The sequence below is a fragment of the Paenibacillus sp. J22P218 genome, assembly GCF_056269195.1.
In genome coordinates, this window is the sequence record NZ_JBWDNL010000007.1 from 218,360 (window position 1) to 236,273 (window position 17,914).

A 17,914-nucleotide genomic window follows, 5' to 3' on the forward strand; every position below is an offset into this window, starting at 1 on the left:
CCATCGCCCTAGTGTAGTTCCGTGCCCTTCATTTGCGAATCGCGATATTGTCCCGGCGACAATCCGACTACTTTCTTGAACACTCTTATGAATGACGTTGGATTGGCATACCCCAACATATCCGAGATGTCCTGCACCGTAACGTCCGAGTCCCTTAATAGCCGCTTCGCATAATCGATCCGAAGTCCGATGAGAAAATCGCTAAAGTTCTGGCCGATGCTTTCTTTGAACAGCTGGCTCAAATATTTGGAATTGATCTGGAACCGTTCGCTTAGCAGCGTAAGCGAGAGGTTCGGGTCCATGAAATGCTCCGCGACGTAATCGCGAATTTCTCTCATGAGCACATTGTGGCGCCTGCTCTGCGAAAGCTCCTCAATATGCTGAGAGAGCCCGGTTAGCGTTGTAACAAAACCGTCCTCTAGCTGCTTAAGCGTATCGCACTGCGCCATGTCGGCGAGCATTGCCGGCTTCGTTTCTTGTACCCATTGCTTGGCCACTTCGGGAAGCGCGCCTTCCAGTTCGTATTCCAGATGAAAAACAAGATAGTCCAGCAGACGATCGACGTCATCCTTGCGAAGGCGATGAACGGCCATTTCGCCGAACAGTCTCTTCAGCTCGTTATGCCATTCTTCCTCCGACATGCGAAGCTGTCGAACGATCGTTCGGATCATTTCCAAATAGGCAAACCACTCGCCGTCCGACTTGCCCTTCACCTCGACCGAGTCAATAATTTGGTTCACGCCGAAGGACACTTTGCGGCTCACAGCCGCCGTTGCGTCGTCGAACGAGCCGCCTATGCCTGATTCGTCCTCCACAGGCGATCCGACTCCGATCGTGACCGTGAAGTCAAGATGGCTCTCCACCCACGTACGGATCTGCTCGGATAGCTGCAGCATTTTGTGTTCCAACGCTCCGCTTTCGTTCGATATTAGCAGAACGACAAGCTGGTTCTTCGCGATCCACTCCGCCACGATGCGAAGGCCGCTCTGCTCGGCGAGCTCGACCGCAACGCTGCTTACGATAAACTTGAACAACGATTGATCGTTCGGACTGTATCTCATGGCGAATTGTACGTAATGATCGAGCTCCACGAGCGATACGATGAATTTGCCCGCAGCGAGTCCGTAGAACTCCCGCTCTTGTTCCCATTCCTCGCGTTCGCCTTCATATTCCCCTTTGAGCAGAACCTGCAGAAACTGCTGTCTTCGAATGACCAGGTGCTCTTGCTGTTGTTCTTGAAACACCATATTGTTCGTAATTAAACGCTCGATCGCCTGATCGATAAAGGAAAATTCATTTTCTCTCTCTTTGAGATCGCCTGCCTTAACGGATGACGAGAAGCGCTCGATTCGATGCATGATCGATTCGATCGGCTTATAATTCCTTCGCGTCACATAGAGGGTCGACCCAATCGCGAACACGATGGCGCTAAGACCAAGAAGGATCCATACCGTACTGCCGTGAAACAGAAAATCGAATAGCTGTCCGCCTTTAATGCCGATACGGTACGTCCAGCCCGTATAATCAGAGACGATGTCCACGCTAAGCCTGTTGCGTGACGATGCCTGCCGTTCGCCTTCGAAGAAAGACTGCCCGTCGGCGTCGAACAACTCCGCTTCCGTAATAGCCGGGTCGATCATCTGTCCAATGAACGATTCCAACGAAGTAATTTTGACATTAATGATCACATAGCCGAGGCTACCGGAATCGCGCGGAATTTTGAAGCCCAAGGAGCTGACGCGAACCCCGCTTTGCCCTTCGCTCCCCTTCACCCTAGGCGAGGACCAAACCCCTGTATAAGGCTGCTCGAGCACGCTGCTGAAATAGGCCTGGTCGGGAAATTGCGCAAGCGGGCGAATCGTGCTCTGATCGAGTACCTTGCCATCCTTCGCGCGGTACAGATAGACAGAATCAATCAACCCATAGCGAACCATAAGATTGCTCAGCAAGTTGGATGCGTCGAAGTCCGCCGCCCGGTCCGAAGGGCCGTCGAGAAAACGCTGCATATCCCCTCCGTCCTCGATCATCTTCTGCGCATCGAAGGAAATGCCCTTGAGCGAGCTGTCTACCATATTGGCGACGTAGTCGGCCGTTAGATCATTCGCCTGAATCGCATTTCGGACATGCAGCTGGTTGATAACGGAGAAAAAAACAAAGATGAGCATGCTGATCGTAACGAGCAGAATGGGGAGGTATGAGAGCAGCATCCGTTTAATGTAGTTGTTGTTGACTTTCATAAGGCCCCATCCTTCTCCCGTTGCAAATATGGACAAACCCCATGATATGGATGGGGTTTGTCCGGCTTTCGCGTTTAATTGTTCATTTCCTTGTAAGCCGTTCTGCGTTCATCGATAACCGCCTGACCGCCCAGCTTCAGAAACTCCTCGACGTTGGACTCGAACACCTTGTCGAATTGATCCGGTTTAGCCAAAATGCTCTTCACCAGCGTCTCTTCTCCCTTGTCCTTCAGCGTCTTGGCGTATTTGATCTCGGCTTCGATAGGGCGATCGAAGCGCGGCAGCGTATAGCCGTCTTTGAGCGCGTTGATGATCGTTTGCTTAGCCAACTCGGTATAATCCGGGAAGGATAGCGACACGACTTCGATATTTTTTTCCTGTGAGCCGAAATCTTTACCGTTAATGACGATCGCCAAATCGCTGTTATTGTAGAACGTTTGCTTCGCTTCGTCCGTCGTAATGGCTTTCGGAATATCGTTCTCTAGCGTATAATGCTGTCCTTCGAGCCCGTTCGTGAGCGCGAACAATACGTCCGGCTGCGACATCCAGTCCAAATATTTGATCGCTTCCGCCGCATGCTTGCTCGTCTTCGGAATCATGATATGAATACCCGTCGGGTCGTAGATCGCTTTCGGCGACTTGCCCGCTTCATTCGTGAACGGATCGATTGCGATATATTCCGCACCTGGTACGTTCTTCTTAAGCGTATCGAATACGTTGCCGCTCTGCATTAAGGTCGGATGGGCGGCCAGCGCGGTGAAGGCGCCGACATAGCCGTTCGACACGTCGCTTTCGAATTGCTTGCCGTCCTTGTCGAGCGCGAAGTCCGGATTGATAAGGCCCTCTGTATACATTTTATTCATGAACTGCACGCCCTCTTTGTAGCCGGGCTTCGTCAGTTCGGGGATGTAGTTCGCCGATGACAACGCGTAGAAGTCTTCTTCCGTCAGATCCTTTACGAACGAGCTGATCAGGACGCCTGGGCTCGTTATGGTCGTACCGTTCATCGCGCTGAAGGAATAAGGAATGGTTTTGCCGCCTGTTTGGCCCGGATCCTTTTCCTTAAACGCTTTCATGGTTTCGTAGAATTGCTCGGTCGTCGTTGGAACCGGCAGTCCCAGCTTGTCGAGCCAGTCTTTGCGAATGTAGGATGACTGCGTGAACTGCAGCGTTCGCTTAGCTGGAATCGTATATTGCTTGCCTTCGAATATGCCGTAGCTTAATACCTCGTCGCCGAGAAACTTCTTCAGGTTCGGGGCGTTGTCTGCGAGGAGCCCGTCAAGCTCGGTTAACCCGCCGTCTTTCACATAATTGTAAATCGTATTCATGTCGTAAGTAAACACAAGATCGGGAGCGTCGCCGGTCGACATGAGCACGTTCAGCTTATCTACCTCTTGGTTTCGCGGCACCGGCACGAACTCCAGCTTAATATTGTTCGGATCGCCGAAGTTTTTCTGAATCCATTGCGTCCAGAAGTTATCGGTGACGGGTCCCGCTCCAGCCGGAGCATTGCCGCGATCGAACACTTCCACCTTCAAGGTAACGGGCTCTTTGCTTCCTCCGCTTCCTTGGTTGCCTGTCTGTTCGGAATTGCTTTCATTAGCAGGCTTCGAGCAGGCGGACAACATACTTGCAAGCAGCATTACGACGGTCAATAAGAGTAACCATTTCCTTTGCTTCGCCTTCATGTTCTAGCTCCCCTTTACGTATCGTTTCGATATTGCTCTATGTTATTCAGCTCTGCCCTGGCAGAGGGATAACCGATCTTAATGGAATCGTCTAGCCTTTAACCGCACCGATCATGACGCCGGATACAAAATACCGTTGCAGCCACGGATAGACGATTAGAATCGGCGTCGTAGCGAACATGATGCTGGCCGCCTTGATCCCCTCCGGAACAACATCGAGCTGAGCCGCCCCCTCCTGAGCCGTCAAGTCCGTTACCATGCTGTTCATGACGATCTGGTACAGCTTCAGTTGGATCGGATACAATTCCGAGTCCGTAATGTAGAAGAGCGCATCCATATATCCGTTCCACCGGGAAACCGCATAGAACAAGCTGAGCGTCGCAATAACCGGCAGCGACAGCGGCAGGATGATGCGAATTAACGTTCCAATATGAGAGCAGCCGTCAAGCTGCGCCGACTCCTCCAGACTGGCCGGAATCGATAAGAAGAACGTCCGCAGAATGATTAGGTTAAAAGCGCTGATCATGCCCGGAACGATGAGCGAGAGCAGGCTGTCCAATAACCCTAGCTCCTTTACGAGCAAATAATCGGGAATCAAGCCCCCACTGAAAAACATCGTGAACACGATGAGCAGCATGAAGAACGCTTTTCCCTTCAGTCGATCCTTCGTCAGCGGATACGCCGCGCTTATGCTCATCAACATACTGATGATTGTATACGTTACCGTCAGGACGATCGTAAGCCCCATCGACCATAACATTCTCGTATCGGTGAACACAATCTCATAGGCATGGAAGTCCCAGCCTCGAGGGAAAATCGTCACTTGACCCGATAACACGAAAGGTTTGGAGCTTAGCGATATCGCGATAATATGCAGGAACGGCAAGAGGCACACGATCAAGGCCGCGCTGACCACCAACATAATGACGACATCCGAGAGCCTCAACTTGGATACTTTCTGTTTTTGTTGAATGACACTTTTCATACCGCACCTCCTACCATAGACCTTGTTCTCCGGACCGCTTCGCAATCGTATTCGCCCCGACGACGAACACCAGTCCGACTAATGCCTGGAACAAGCCCATTGCCGTAGCTAGCGAAAACTGCGCCGATTGCAAACCTACCTTGTACACGAACGTACTTATTACTTCCGCATAGTCCATCACGAGCGGATTGCTCATGACGAACGGACGCTCGAAACCTATTGTCATAATATGGCCAAGCTGCATAATGAGCATAACGACGATCGTTGAGCGGATACCCGGCAGCGTAATATGCCATATTTTTTTCAATCTGCCTGCCCCGTCTACCTCTGCCGCTTCATACAAGTCCTTGTTAATGCCTGTTAACGCAGCTAAATAAATAATCGTTCCCCAGCCGGCGCTTTGCCAGATGCCCGTTCCGAGGTATACGAGCAGCCAATTGTTTTTATCGGTCAAAAAAGGAATCGGATCAAACCCAATCGCGGCAAGAAGATTGTTGACAAGGCCGCCGTTTGTCGCGAACATTTGGTACACGAGACCGCCGATAATGATCCACGAAATAAAATGAGGCAGATACAGGATCGTTTGAGCCGCTTTTTTGAACCAGACGACCCTTAGCTCATGCAGTAGAATAGCGAGCAGGATCGGTGCCGGAAATGAAAACAATAAATCAAGCAAGTTCAACAGCAGCGTATTTCGGACAACCTGATAGAACTGGCTCATTCCGAACAGCTGCTGGAAATTCTCGAATCCGACCCAAGCGCTTCCCGTTACGCCTTTAAAAATGCTGTAATCCTGAAAAGCGATCGCTGCCCCGTACATCGGAACGTACTTAAATAAAACAAAATACGCGATGGGGAGAATGAGTAATAAATATAGCTGGTAATCCTTCCACGCCCCTGTTACTATTCGACGACGTTTGCCTGCATGTAATAATGGAGTGTTGCTTTGCGTTGAATCTCTATTCATGTGCATCCCTTCTCCCTGTGACTAGCATCGGTTGTTACATCCGCCCTTCGCAAGCTTGCCCTGCTCGGATCGACTAACCACACTATACGGTGACGGCATCGGAAGGCACAATAGACACATTTCCGACTGTTATCCAAATTCCGAAACCGTTGCTGCTGCTGGGTTTATCCGAATTCGGTGCATCGGCGGAATAGAGTTGATTACATGGCAAAAAAGGGGGCGCCAATAAGGCAACCCCCTCAAATGAGAAATTTCTCACCGGGTATTTCGTTTCAACTTTCGACTGGGCGTTTAACAACTCAATAAGCAATACCACTACCACCAGCCGAGAGGGGATTAATAACGATGTCAAACGAAAGCAAATTAAACAAACTATCCAAATTCATGCTCGTGTCTGCCCTAAGCGTCATGCTCGTATTTTCAGCAGCGGCATGCAACAATAATGCCAATGGAACGAACGATGACGATTCTAACGGAGTGATTACCGATTCGCCCGCCGGCGATGAACCCATCATGACCGATGATCCAATGGACGCGGAAGACGATTCAACGACGACGCCTTAGCAGACTTCGAAAAAGATCCCTCCAAGGAACCTTGGAGGGATCTTTTTTTACCCATTACTGAAACGTCAAATTGAAACCGTTCTGAATAAAATGCAGATTCGGATGCGCGATATTGCTCGTCGTCAAGTTGTTAAACGTGGCTGAACCGTTGCCCGTGTACGTATAGATGGCAGCGCCAGGGTGCGGCGACGAGAAGCGCGACGTCGTAACGCCGTCCCGTCCCGTTCCGTTAATGTTAATGTTGTTGAATACGATGTTCTGAAAACCTCCTCCATACCCGAACTGGATTGCGCTGCGCTGGGTGTTCAGAATGTCGATGTTCGTGAAAGTGACGTTCTTGATCGAGCTGTTGGATGCTTCCAGGTCAATTGCCCCGCGTTCGCCATTATACAGGTCTTGGCTGGTGCCGCTGTTAATGATCGTCGTGTCCGAGAATAGGATGCCCGTATTATTTTGGAAGTCGTAGCCTGGGAATACGGTATTCATCCGGATGCCGGAACCGCCGACGGTATCGATGATCATGTTGTGGGTCGCCTTGTGGCCGCTGCCGCCGAAGAACGCGATGGCCGCCGCGCGCCAGTTGTTCTCGATCGTGTTGTAGGAGAAGGTGTTATTAACGCCTGCAGGAGCGCCGTTAACGTTACTGGTCCATACGGCCAGAGCATCGTCTCCGTTATTGCGCAGGCTGCTGTTGCGAACGGTCGAATTGCTTGTTCCTTGGGCGAAATTAACGCCGTCGGCGAGGTTATTTCGTATCCTGCTGTTCTCGATGAGCAGCCCGCTTGCGATTATGGCCGGCGTATGCGCGTAATCCCCTACCCAGAATCCGCATTCAAAGTGCTCGACCCAAACATTGTGCACTTTGGAGTTTGTTCCAAAATTATCCATAAACGCTTTATATACCGCTTGCTGTCCATACCGCGAGCGAAGCTTCGAATTCATGTAGATGTTGCTGAAATCCAGCTTGCCCTGCACGCGGAACGAAATGCCGCCCGACGAGGAATTTGGATTCGTAAATTGGATGTTCGTATGCCAGATGCCTGCGCCCACTATCGTAATGTCGTTAATCATATTACTGGCCGAACCGATTTCCCACATGTTGCCCAGATGGAACGTGCCTTCCGGAATGTACAGCGTTTTGCCGGAAGTGACGGCATCCGTAACCGCGGCTTTGAATGCTGTCAGATCGTCCTGTCCGTCGTTCGCCACGGCACCGTGATCCGTTACGGAGACCGCGCCGGCAGGACGGGCGATGGCAGTCGGCACGGGTTCGATCTCCAGGAAGTCGACGCCGTATTCAAGACTGTCGGCATCGCTCTTCTGAATGCGGATCTTGTCGCCCGGCACGAGCGGCGTATCCAGCTTCCAATGTACTTCGTCGAAGCGGAAGAGCGGACGTCCACCGCCCGGCGCGTCGGCCGGGTGATCGCTGGAGAAATATTGCCAGTTGTAATAGGAAGTGAGCGGAACGGTTTTCGCTTTGACTCCGTTCACGTACACGTCGAGCGAGCCGTTCAGCCCCATGCCGTCTGCCGAGTCCGGCATCGTGAACCGCATGGTGACGCCTGCTCCTCCTTCGCCTTGTCTAACCGTCCACTCCGCATACGAGCCGTTAGAAGGAAGGGAAACGTATTTTTGTCCCGAAGCTTCCGACGCCGTCAGAGCTTGGTCGAACGTCGGTGCGGACTGCAGCGCTGCGCCGCCGCCGCGGGAAGCATCGTCGGTGTCATAGCGCGTATACGGCATGCTGGCTCCCCGCGCGGAATAAACCGACAAGTTAGACGAGCTGCTGTTATTGGCTTGCTTCACCGACAATTCGTTGCCGTCGGCCGCAATCGCCAATGCAGCCGAATAGGCGCCGCTCGTTGCCGTCCATGAACCCGGCAGGCTCACGTTAACGGATGCGCCCGCTGCCAGAGAACCGTTGTACGAGCCGTTGAACGTTTGCAGCGTCGAGCCCGCAGCGTTTTTCAAAGAAAGCGTTATGGCATGCGCGCCGCCTGCGGAAGCGATGTTGCCTTGGTTTTTCAAATTGACCGAGAACGCGACCGAGTTGCCTACGACCGGCGTGTTAGGCGTCCAAGATACCGTTCCTACGAGGTCGGAGCTCGCTACCGGCGCGACGACGAGCGCGGTCGGATTGCTATAGCCATTATTCGATTCGTTCTGTTCGATGACCGCGTTGTTCTCGTCCACCTTGGCGCTGACGGGGTACGTTGCGGCTGTTTTGACGCCTGCGTTAAAGGATACCGTCGCCGACGATCCCGCCGTCAGCGCGCCTACCGGAGCCGTACCCGCCAGCTCGTTGCCGAGGTAGAAGTTAACCGTCGTCGCGGCAGAGCCGGTGTTGCCGTTGTTCTTGACCGTGGCGCTCAGCGTGATGGCATTCGTCTCGATCGGCGAAGATGGCGTCCAAGACATATTCGTCACGATCAGATCCGGATTTGGACCAGGCGCTCCGAATACTTGGAACTCCGCGATTTGGCCGGCCGACGCGCCGGTGTTGCCCGTAATCGAAAGCTGGACTCGCTTCACGGTTGCGGTTACCGGGATTGTGACCGTATTGCCGGTTGCCGGATTAAACGTATACGCCTGGGACGACACGAGATTGCTGAAAGTGGTCGTGCCCTGGTCGTGGCCTAATACTTGAATGGTCTGCGTGCGCGTTGCCCATGCCGAAGCCGGGTTCAGCTTCAGCACGATCGATGTCAGATTGTGGTTCGTGCCGAGATCGAGCGTCAACGTGCTTGGATTGCCGCTGCCCTCCCAATAGGTATCGGTGCTGTTATCGTTGGCGTTGGTCGCCACATAAGTAAATACGCTTGATGAGGCCGTGATTGGCTTGCCTACGGCGATATTGCTGCCAGGAGGCGTCGGAGTTGGCGAAGAGGTTGGCGTAACTGTAGGCGTTGGTGTTGGTGTTGGTGTTGGTGTTGGTGTTGGTGTTGGTGTTGGTGTTGGTGTTGGTGTTGGTGTTGGTGTTGGTGTTGGTGTTGGTGTTGGTGTTGGTGTTGGTGTTGGCGTTGGTGTTGGTGTTGACGTTGGCGTTGGCGTCGTGGTTGTCGCCGCCACTGTAATTTGGTCCAGATTGACGTTGCCGGTATCGCCCGCGTCGTATATGTACGCGATCGTGTTGTTCCCAGCGTTCAGCGAAAGCGTTTCTTCTTTGTTGCCCCAAGTATCCCAGTTCGCTAGGTTCGGCAACGAGGTTTGGCGAACTTTCGTCCCGTTGACGTAGATGCTGAGCGTCTTCGAGCTGCCGGAAGCGTTAGCATACTTCAGCGTTACGTTGTGATTGACCGCGGAGCCGGCCGTTACCGCAAAGGTCGTCGAAGCTCCTTGCGTCCAGTAACCGTCAACAAAACCGGATCCAGAGTATCCGGCATGGTCCGTATTCACTTTGGCACCGGCCGTCAAGGAGGCCGACTCTGCTTGATAAGTGCCGCTTATCGGCGTCGGCGTTGGCGACACGGTCGGAGTAGGCGACGGCGTAATGCCCGAGCCGTAAATTTCGAATTCCGATAGCTGTGCGGCCGGCCAGCCCGTATTCGCCGTTACGACGATCCTGACGTAACGGGTGTTCGCCGCGGAGAAGCCAACCGTTACTGAATTGCTTGCGACGGAAGGGTTGAACGTATAGCTCGCCAACCCCACGATGTTCGAGAACGATGATCCGTCTGTGCTTCCTTGGACGGACAGCGTCTGCATACGCGTCTCCCATGTCGCGGGAAGCTTCAGCACGATTTGGTCTATGCTTGTACTCGCCCCCAAATCGACTTGAATCCATTGCGGGAACGCTTGGTTTGAGCTTTCCCAATACGTGCCTTGATTGCCGTCCTTCACATGGTCCGGTGCATACGTTTGCGATTGGCCGCTTGCCGTCACGCTTTTGCCCAGCGTCAAGTTCGGTCCACCCGCCGCCGTCACCGGAGCAAGCGGCCCGAGCGTGAGGGAAAAGCTGGACAAGAACAGGGCGACGACCAGTGCCCATACGACATACTTGTTGCGCATCAACATCCTCCTTTAAATTCGGTTATGGAAACCCTAAAGCTTCCATACCCCCTCATTATAGGGATAGCGCTTTCAAGCCAATAGATGTATTTCTACGCTAACTGTATGCGATTCCATGAATCACTAAAAAGAGCACCCGCCTTACCGAAATTCCGGTAAGACAGCTGCTCTAGAACCTATTAACCAAAATATTTGGCATAAATCGCATCGTACTCCGACTTCGTTATCGGAATGACCGTTCCGTGACGAGGGCTGCTTGGCAGATCGTAATCGGTAGAGACCGTCCATTCACCGGAATCGAGATCCGTCGTTTCTAGCGGCACGTATCCTCGGGAGCCAAACTCGTCGACGAACAAATACCATTTGTCCTCCGTATTCGATTTGAACACGGTCGGACCTTCGACGCCTTTCAAGCTGCCGACGCCTTCTTTGATTGTTCGTGGCTTGCTATCGAATACAGAGCCTTCCAGCACATCCTGAAACACCATTTTACCGAAAAGAGATAACGGCCCGCTGTCTCTTTCGTCCTTCGTAAACCGATAAATCTTGCCATTATGGGCGATCATCGTCGTGTCGATAATGGAATAACCGAAATCCATGTACACCTTCGGTTCCGAAAACTCGCGGAAATCGCGGGTCGTGCTATACATCATCTTCTGATACCCGTCGCCGGTATGGGTTTCATCCGCGAATAGTTTGGAAGCCCAGAAGACGACATACTCTCCACTCGCTTCATCATAGAACGCTTCGGGAGCCCATGTGTTGCCCGCCTCTGGCGGCGACACCTCGGCCATTCTCGGTTCGGACCACGTCACAAGATCGTCCGATTCCCATACGATGAGAGATCGGCTGCCCGCTCTTTGCGCCCGATCCCAGTTCCAATCGCCATTGATCTTCAGATCGGTGGCAATCATGTAGAACTTGTCGCCTTTGGGCGAACGGATCAGAAAGGGATCTCGAACCCCTTTCTCCCCCATCGTTGACGTAAGCACAGGCTTCCCGCCATTCAGTTCTTTCCAGTGCAGCGGATCATTCCCAACGCTTAGCGCCAAGTACACTTGCTCGCCATCCGGTGCCCCTTCTCCCGTAAAGTAAGAGAAGAGGTAGCCTGCATAATCTTCCTTGTTAGAACCGCCAGATGCATTCATTTCCGTTGTCACTTCACTTTCCTTATCATCGTCTGCACCAACCGAACCGTCTGTCGCTGCTTCCCCCGTTAAAGTGACGATGGATTTCGCAGGAATGATCGCTTCGAAGGTTTGATCGTCACGTACCGCGACATCCTCGCCTCTTGCAAGATCGCTGCCGGCCGATGTGATATACGACTCCAGCGCCTTAAGGGAAGAGAACTTATCCAATCCTTTGAGTGAAAGCTGGACGCGCTTATCTTCATTGCTGTTGTTGACGAATACAGCCGTTACCGTCTGTTCGCCTTCATGGACGTAAGCCGAGCCGAGCAGCTCGCTCTCCGCCCCCTCGTCCAGCCCTGTAAGCGCAATACGCTCCGCGCCGGGGCGGATGAACTTGCTGTAGTTGCCGAGCGCCCACAGCAGCTTCGAGGTCAGAATGTTCTGCTCGTCACCTTCACTGTTGAAGTCAGTATAGATCAAGCCGTCCTTGTAATCGACCTTGGATACCGCCGTCCACCACTGCCATGCGGCCGCATTCGCTTTCGTCAAGTCGAAATGAATGACTCTCGCTACATACAAGGCAGGATCGATGCCGAGATCGCGGCCGGGACCGTAATCGCCTAGAATGCAATACTCCGTCATCCAGTATTTAGCCAACGGATCGTATTTCTTCAAGTTCTCGTCGAGCAACTCTCTGAGCCGGCTAAGCCGGTCGTCTCCCGGCTTGTAGTAATCCGACCAATAGGAATGCGAGGCGATCTTGTTGCCTACCGCTTCCTTCAATTCCGGATCGCCGAGCAATTCCTTGATATACTCCTTGTATTCGCCGGTTCCGAGGTTATTGGCCCCGCTCGAATATTGCCCGCCGCCGGCGAACATTTGGTAATACTCGTCGTCCAATAGCGATGTCACTTCCACGCCATCCGGAGCGCTAATCTGCGAATCAAGGCCGCTTTCCTTCAGTTGCTTGTGCAATTCAAGAATGACGCGCTTCAGATCCTCGTTGTTATAACGGTTCCCTTCCTGCTGTGCGCGGTTCCAATCCCAGGTCGGCTCGTTAATCGGACTAATATATTGGAACTCTAGCCCTTCTTGCTTGAAATGCTCCAATACATCAACGAGGTACGTCGCGAATTTATCCTCGTAGCCTTCTCTCAGATTGGTCGAGCCGACATCCGGATCCGGCTGCGCGTGACCGTTCTTCGTCATCCAAACCGGCGGACTGTTCGCGAATGCGATCAACGTATTGACGCCGCGATCCTTGGCCGCCTGCAGAAACCATTGCTGGCCCGCTTGCTTGGTCCAATCGTAATCGCCGGTCTCCGATGACTTGAACGCTTCCGAACGCCGCCATGGATCGGGAATAATCGATTGATCCGTTTCACTCGAGCCTGCCCCGATGTTGAACCGCCATGCCGACAGCCCGATCCCTTTCTCGCGCGAAAACAACAGGTCTGCCACTTGGTTTTTATTCTCTTCGGTCCAGTGCTTGCCTAGAGGCTCCATCGACCACGCATCGGATGCGCCGAAGTTATCGATCGTTTGGTAACGGACCGAGCCGTCGATGACTGCGCTAACGTCTGGAGTAGGCGCCGGCTGCACGACGACAGGCGCCTCTGTCTCTTTTACATCGCTAGAGTTATTGGTGCTGTCAGAATTGCCCGCCCCTCCTGATGTTAGTCCGAAATATAAGCCGAGAACCGAGGTAAAGGCAACCAGTGTGATGACTATCAATTTTCTCTTCATCCGCCTCTCCTAACCTACTAAACCTGAGCGTTCGACGCTCTCTACAAAGTGCCTCTGCACGAACACATATAAGATAATAAGCGGTAGAATGGCCATCAAGACGCTCGTGTTCATCATCATCGACATGAAGAACGGATCCTGTACGTAAGATGCCGTTGCCGCCTGCTCGCCTCCGCTTAGGAAAGTGGCAATGGCATAACCGGAGGACGACATCATCGAAGACATGACCTTCGGTTCATTCAAATACATGTTCGTGAAGAAGGAGTCATTCCATTGCCATACGAAGGAGAACAGCATAACCGTTATCATCGAAGGGATGGCATTAGGCAGAATAACTCTGCTGAAGGTCGAGAAGTAGCCAGCGCCGTCCACATAAGCGGCTTCTTCAATTTCTCGCGGAATGCCTCTGAAAAACTGGCGGAAAATATAAACGTACAAGCCTGTCTTCACGCCCATGCCGAGTACGGCAGAAATAATAAACGGCCAGTAAGTATTAATGAGATTGGCTGGCTTGCCCTTTATCAGCTCGATCAATCCGAATAGATCAAAGTTTTTGAAGTTCAAGTAGAGCGGAATCATAATCGTATGCGATGGCACTAGTATCGTAAAAATAACGGCCCCAAACAATAAACCGCTCCCTCTGAACTTGATTCGCGCGAAGCCATATCCGGCCAGTACGCAGGTTATCGTCTGCAGAATCATAACTCCGGCAGAGAGCATGAACGTATTGGTCAAAACCTTCGGATAGTTCATCGCCGTGAACACCAGCTTGAAGTTATCGAGCGTAAACGCTTTGGGCACCCAAATGACGGTAGAATCGTATAGATCGTCCATGCTCTTGAATGCAATCGACAGCTTGAGCAGAATCGGATAAACGATGACGAACGCTATGCCGAAAATGAGCACGAAACGAATGATAACCCATAACCATTTCTTGGCGAATTCCACCCAATAGGCAGCGGTCGCCATCCGTTGCAGCCGCTCTTCTCTCGCCTGCCGCCCATGTACTGCGGTTTCCGTCTTCATGGAATGCCTCCTTAAGTGTTTGCGAAGCAAACACAGCTTCGTAAGCAGTAGCTAAACAACTAATCTTGGTAAAAGACCTTGCGCGATACAATCGACGTCGTAATCCACAGCACAAGCGCAATAACGGCAAAATACATCCAAGCCATCGCGGCGCTGAGGCCGAAATCGAAGCTTTTGAATGCCGTATCTACGACTAAACGGCTCGTTTCATCGCTAATGAAGCTGTCGATGATCGTATAGACCAGATTGGTTAATATTAGCGGGCTGATCATTGGAAAAGTAATTTTCCAGAACGCCTCGTAGCCGGTCGAGCCTTCGATCTTGGCAGCCTCATACAAGGAGGGAGATATCGACTGGAGCCCGGCCAGGAATATTAATATTTGCACGCCGGATTGACTAACAATCTCATAGATTCGGCTTACAGCGCCGGTCAGGTATTCGACAAACCTGATATCGATCCCGGATTGGACGAGCATGACCGTGAGCTGCAGATTATCCATTACAGATAAATCGCCGCCTGTCGTATCATTCGCGCTTTTAACGACGGACTGCATCAAATCCCCGTTCTCGATGCTGGCGATTATACCCGATGCCAGAATAACCGGTAGGAAGAAGATCGCCCGCGCTAACACACGCCCTCTAAACTTCTGATTAAGAAGTACCGCAAAAAACAAACTAAAAATAATAATAAGCGGCGTATTAACGCCAATATTGATGACGGATTCCGTCAATATCCGGACATACGATTCATGCGACAGCAATGCTTCGCGGTAGTTATCGAAGCCGATAAAATCCAGGCTGAAGCCCTCATCCGTAACCTGCAGATTGCTTAAGCTGTATCGGAGCGAGGACAGCAGCGGAATCATGAACAGGAACAAGAAGCCTACAAACCAAGGAAGGATGAAGTACAATCCGTAATATCTGTTTTTCTGTTCCAGCGACAGCTTCTTAAGCTTCATTGTCCCGTTTCACCTCCAACTAGGTAATCCTTTGCCCCCACTGTAATTCCGTCCACATTCGATTCCGTATCGTTATAGTTGACGATAACCGTTTTGCCTTTCTCGAACGTCGTTTGATAGACGCCTTTCGCCAGCATCCGATGATCAATAATCGTTTGGGACTGCACATCTTGGAGAACCTCGTTCAGTTCGCGGTATTTTTGTGCCGCATCTTCGATCCATAGCCGGTAATCCGCGGAGTACAAATCAGCGAATTCCGTCATCTTAATCGCCGATGAATCGGCATTAAACCACGTATAGTTTAAAGAGGAGCCCGTTTCGAGCGCCTTCAGGAAGTTGTGCGTCGAATCCTGCTCGTCTGCCATGTTCCAGGCTTCTCCGGCGTAATTAACGTAACCGTGGAATACCAGCTGGAAGAAAGGAACCGTTTCATCGGTAATAATAAATTGGCTGCTTGTCATCGGCGCACCCACGATATGCCGCGCATAGATAGCCGCATAGGCATTACCGCCTTCCACCAATAGTTCCTCGACGGAGCCGCTTATTTGCTTCAACTGTTCATTCACAATTCCTTTCGCTTCTTCGCGATCGATGACATTGGAACGATTGTAATCGGAATTCAACTTGTTCCCCATATCGCGCAGCGACAATCCGGTGAGCTTAAGCTTCTCGTAATCGTCCATGAATCCGTCTACCATATTCGGCAGCGCCTTCGGACTGATTACATAGCCAGGGTCCAGATAGTCGTTCTCGCCGAAGTTGGCCGGATAATACGGATAAACCTTCGCCAGCTTACCCGTAATAAAGCGGGAAGCTTGTTTCGACTTCTTGAAATCGTCCGCGTTCCGAGTCGCTTCAAGGAAGGTTACGTCCGGGAACAGCGAGATGTGATTCTCATCGGTATAAGCCTTCAGTTCCTTCAAGCCTTTGCCGCCGCCAAGCTTCTTGTCGACGCTAATGGATTTCGGGAGGTCATGGTTGATACCGCCGTTGAACCAGCCAGTATAACGCAGCTTAATATTGCCGATTCCCTTATCCAGCATCTCAGCCAATACGGATTCAGCCTGATTGAAGGTCGTCAACGGTTCATAGGCGCTATAAGGAATGCCCAGGAAAAACTTCTTTTTCGGTATGCCGCCGATAAACTCGGCATAGAACGGAACGCCTTCTTCATCGCTCAGCTTGGTTATACCCGCCTGCTTGATTAAGTAATCGCGGTAATGCTTAGCCATGCCGGAGTAGCTGGCGTCTTCGGCGCCGAGAAATCCGTAGCGAACGGTAATGTCGCCCTCGAAAGGCTCCGCTTGGAACTTCTTCACCGTACTGGAGCGCCACCCGTTCGTCAGCGTAACCTCCGCAATATTGCGGAGCGTAAAGCTCGGGGATACCGTGTTGTAGACGTTCAGCCTGCCGCTTACGTCGGCCTCGACGGCGCCGACCGCATCGCCCTCTTCAATGATGCCGACAAAAGCCCGGTCCTCGTATTTCATCCCGAATACAGGCAATCGCGCAGCTTCATCATTTTGGATTTTGATCGGCTGATAAATCGTCGCATCTGTCCCGTATAGATCTACACGGTATGGAGCTGCATACGTTTTTTCATTATTGAAGTAGATGAGCGAACCCGAACCGTCCGGAACGAGCGTATAACCTACATCATTGACCCCGCTCGCGCCAAAGAACGGCAGCAGCGACAGTCTTTCAATCTTCATCGATTCCGGATACTCGACACCCTCCGCATCGACCGTCACCTTCAGTTGATCTCCGTCAAGCCGATATTGGAGAGGGAGCTTCACATTAAGGTCGCCTGCAGCCGCTTCGCCGGAAGCAGCGTTATCGATCGCGATCTGCTCCGCGTCATATCCGATTTTGGCGAATACATCCGTTACTTTCTTAAGTCCGACTCCCTTAAGGGAGGAGTCCCTTCTTTCGTAACGTTTCTCGTCTTCGTTATGCTTGAACCGCTTCTCAACTTCCCGTTTGTCTCCGTCATCCTCGATCTTATCCAGGATAAGCGTTTGAAATCTTTCTTCGCTAATATACTTAGGAATCGCGTCGATATCGCTTTTCACTTCCCCTAGCGTGTAAGAGATGTTCAAGCCGCCCTCTACCTTCTCGATGACATATTGGCCATTCTGTACGCTATGCGTGTAATTGTCATACTTCAACGAATTTCCCGCATTGTCCAAATAAGAGATCTCGACCTGTACGTTCAGCTTCTCTTTGTTATAGCCGGTAGCTATGGAATCTTCTGCGCGATCTTGCGGATTGGAATACCAGATCGTCCCGCTGCGCTTATCCTGTACCGCTATTTCCGTCGTTGCGTTATTGACGTATAAGATCAAAAATTCGTTTTCAGCAACCTGCTCCATACCTTCGGCTATACTCGCCGCCTTGCTCGGATCGACGCTCGCAGCCGTAACCTCGGTCTCAGGCTTGTTGCCAGACGCGGACTCGGATACGGCAGATGCCCCCGCCTCTGAATCCGACAACTCTTCGGATGCAGGTTCTGCGAAGTTGGTGCCTTGGGATATAAGCAAGCAGCCGATTATGACTGCCGACATGATGCTCGCAAGCCTCCGTTTCACCGCCAGACCCCCT

At 51.9% G+C, this 17,914-nt stretch carries 10 protein-coding genes; 1 reads left to right on the forward strand and 9 read right to left on the reverse strand.

The window, feature by feature from the left end; all coding sequences use genetic code 11:
* Positions 1-8: 8 nt before the first annotated feature.
* The 4 genes from AC0YN0_RS26790 to AC0YN0_RS26805 all read right to left on the reverse strand — a co-directional run bounded on the left by AC0YN0_RS26790 (position 9) and on the right by AC0YN0_RS26805 (position 5,877).
* On the reverse strand, positions 9-2,237 hold the full coding sequence (locus AC0YN0_RS26790; protein WP_475824020.1) for a helix-turn-helix domain-containing protein: 2,229 nt from the start codon (positions 2,235-2,237) through the stop codon (positions 9-11).
* Positions 2,238-2,311: 74 nt separating this feature from the next.
* Positions 2,312-3,925, reverse strand: a complete 1,614-nt coding sequence (locus AC0YN0_RS26795; protein ID WP_475824021.1) for an extracellular solute-binding protein — start codon at positions 3,923-3,925, stop codon at positions 2,312-2,314.
* A 91-nt stretch (positions 3,926-4,016) separates the two neighbouring features.
* Positions 4,017-4,910, reverse strand: a complete 894-nt coding sequence (locus AC0YN0_RS26800; protein WP_475824022.1) for a carbohydrate ABC transporter permease — start codon at positions 4,908-4,910, stop codon at positions 4,017-4,019.
* Positions 4,911-4,920: 10 nt separating this feature from the next.
* Positions 4,921-5,877, reverse strand: a complete 957-nt coding sequence (locus AC0YN0_RS26805) for an ABC transporter permease (RefSeq protein ID WP_475824023.1) — start codon at positions 5,875-5,877, stop codon at positions 4,921-4,923.
* A 345-nt stretch (positions 5,878-6,222) separates the two neighbouring features.
* Here AC0YN0_RS26805 and AC0YN0_RS26810 point away from each other — a divergent pair, with 345 nt between their 5' ends.
* Positions 6,223-6,441, forward strand: coding sequence for a hypothetical protein (locus tag AC0YN0_RS26810; RefSeq protein WP_475824024.1), 219 nt, complete (start codon positions 6,223-6,225; stop codon positions 6,439-6,441).
* A 54-nt stretch (positions 6,442-6,495) separates the two neighbouring features.
* On the opposite strand, the gene AC0YN0_RS26815 is transcribed toward AC0YN0_RS26810, so the two are convergent.
* The 5 genes from AC0YN0_RS26815 to AC0YN0_RS26835 all read right to left on the reverse strand — a co-directional run bounded on the left by AC0YN0_RS26815 (position 6,496) and on the right by AC0YN0_RS26835 (position 17,901).
* A complete protein-coding gene (locus AC0YN0_RS26815; RefSeq protein WP_475824025.1) occupies positions 6,496-10,452 on the reverse strand; it encodes a discoidin domain-containing protein in 3,957 nt (1,318 codons plus the stop codon).
* A gap of 179 nt (positions 10,453-10,631) precedes the next feature.
* Entirely contained in the window at positions 10,632-13,328 is a 2,697-nt protein-coding gene (locus AC0YN0_RS26820) for a glycoside hydrolase (protein ID WP_475824026.1), read from the reverse strand.
* Positions 13,329-13,337: 9 nt separating this feature from the next.
* Positions 13,338-14,354: a carbohydrate ABC transporter permease gene (locus AC0YN0_RS26825; RefSeq protein WP_442050675.1), complete on the reverse strand. Its 1,017-nt coding sequence runs from the start codon at positions 14,352-14,354 to the stop codon at positions 13,338-13,340.
* 59 nt (positions 14,355-14,413) lie between these two features.
* Positions 14,414-15,313, reverse strand: coding sequence for a carbohydrate ABC transporter permease (locus tag AC0YN0_RS26830; protein WP_337104411.1), 900 nt, complete (start codon positions 15,311-15,313; stop codon positions 14,414-14,416).
* Positions 15,310-17,901, reverse strand: coding sequence for a DUF5696 domain-containing protein (locus AC0YN0_RS26835; RefSeq protein ID WP_475824027.1), 2,592 nt, complete (start codon positions 17,899-17,901; stop codon positions 15,310-15,312). Before AC0YN0_RS26835 ends, AC0YN0_RS26830 begins: the two co-directional genes overlap by 4 nt.
* Positions 17,902-17,914: the final 13 nt, after the last annotated feature.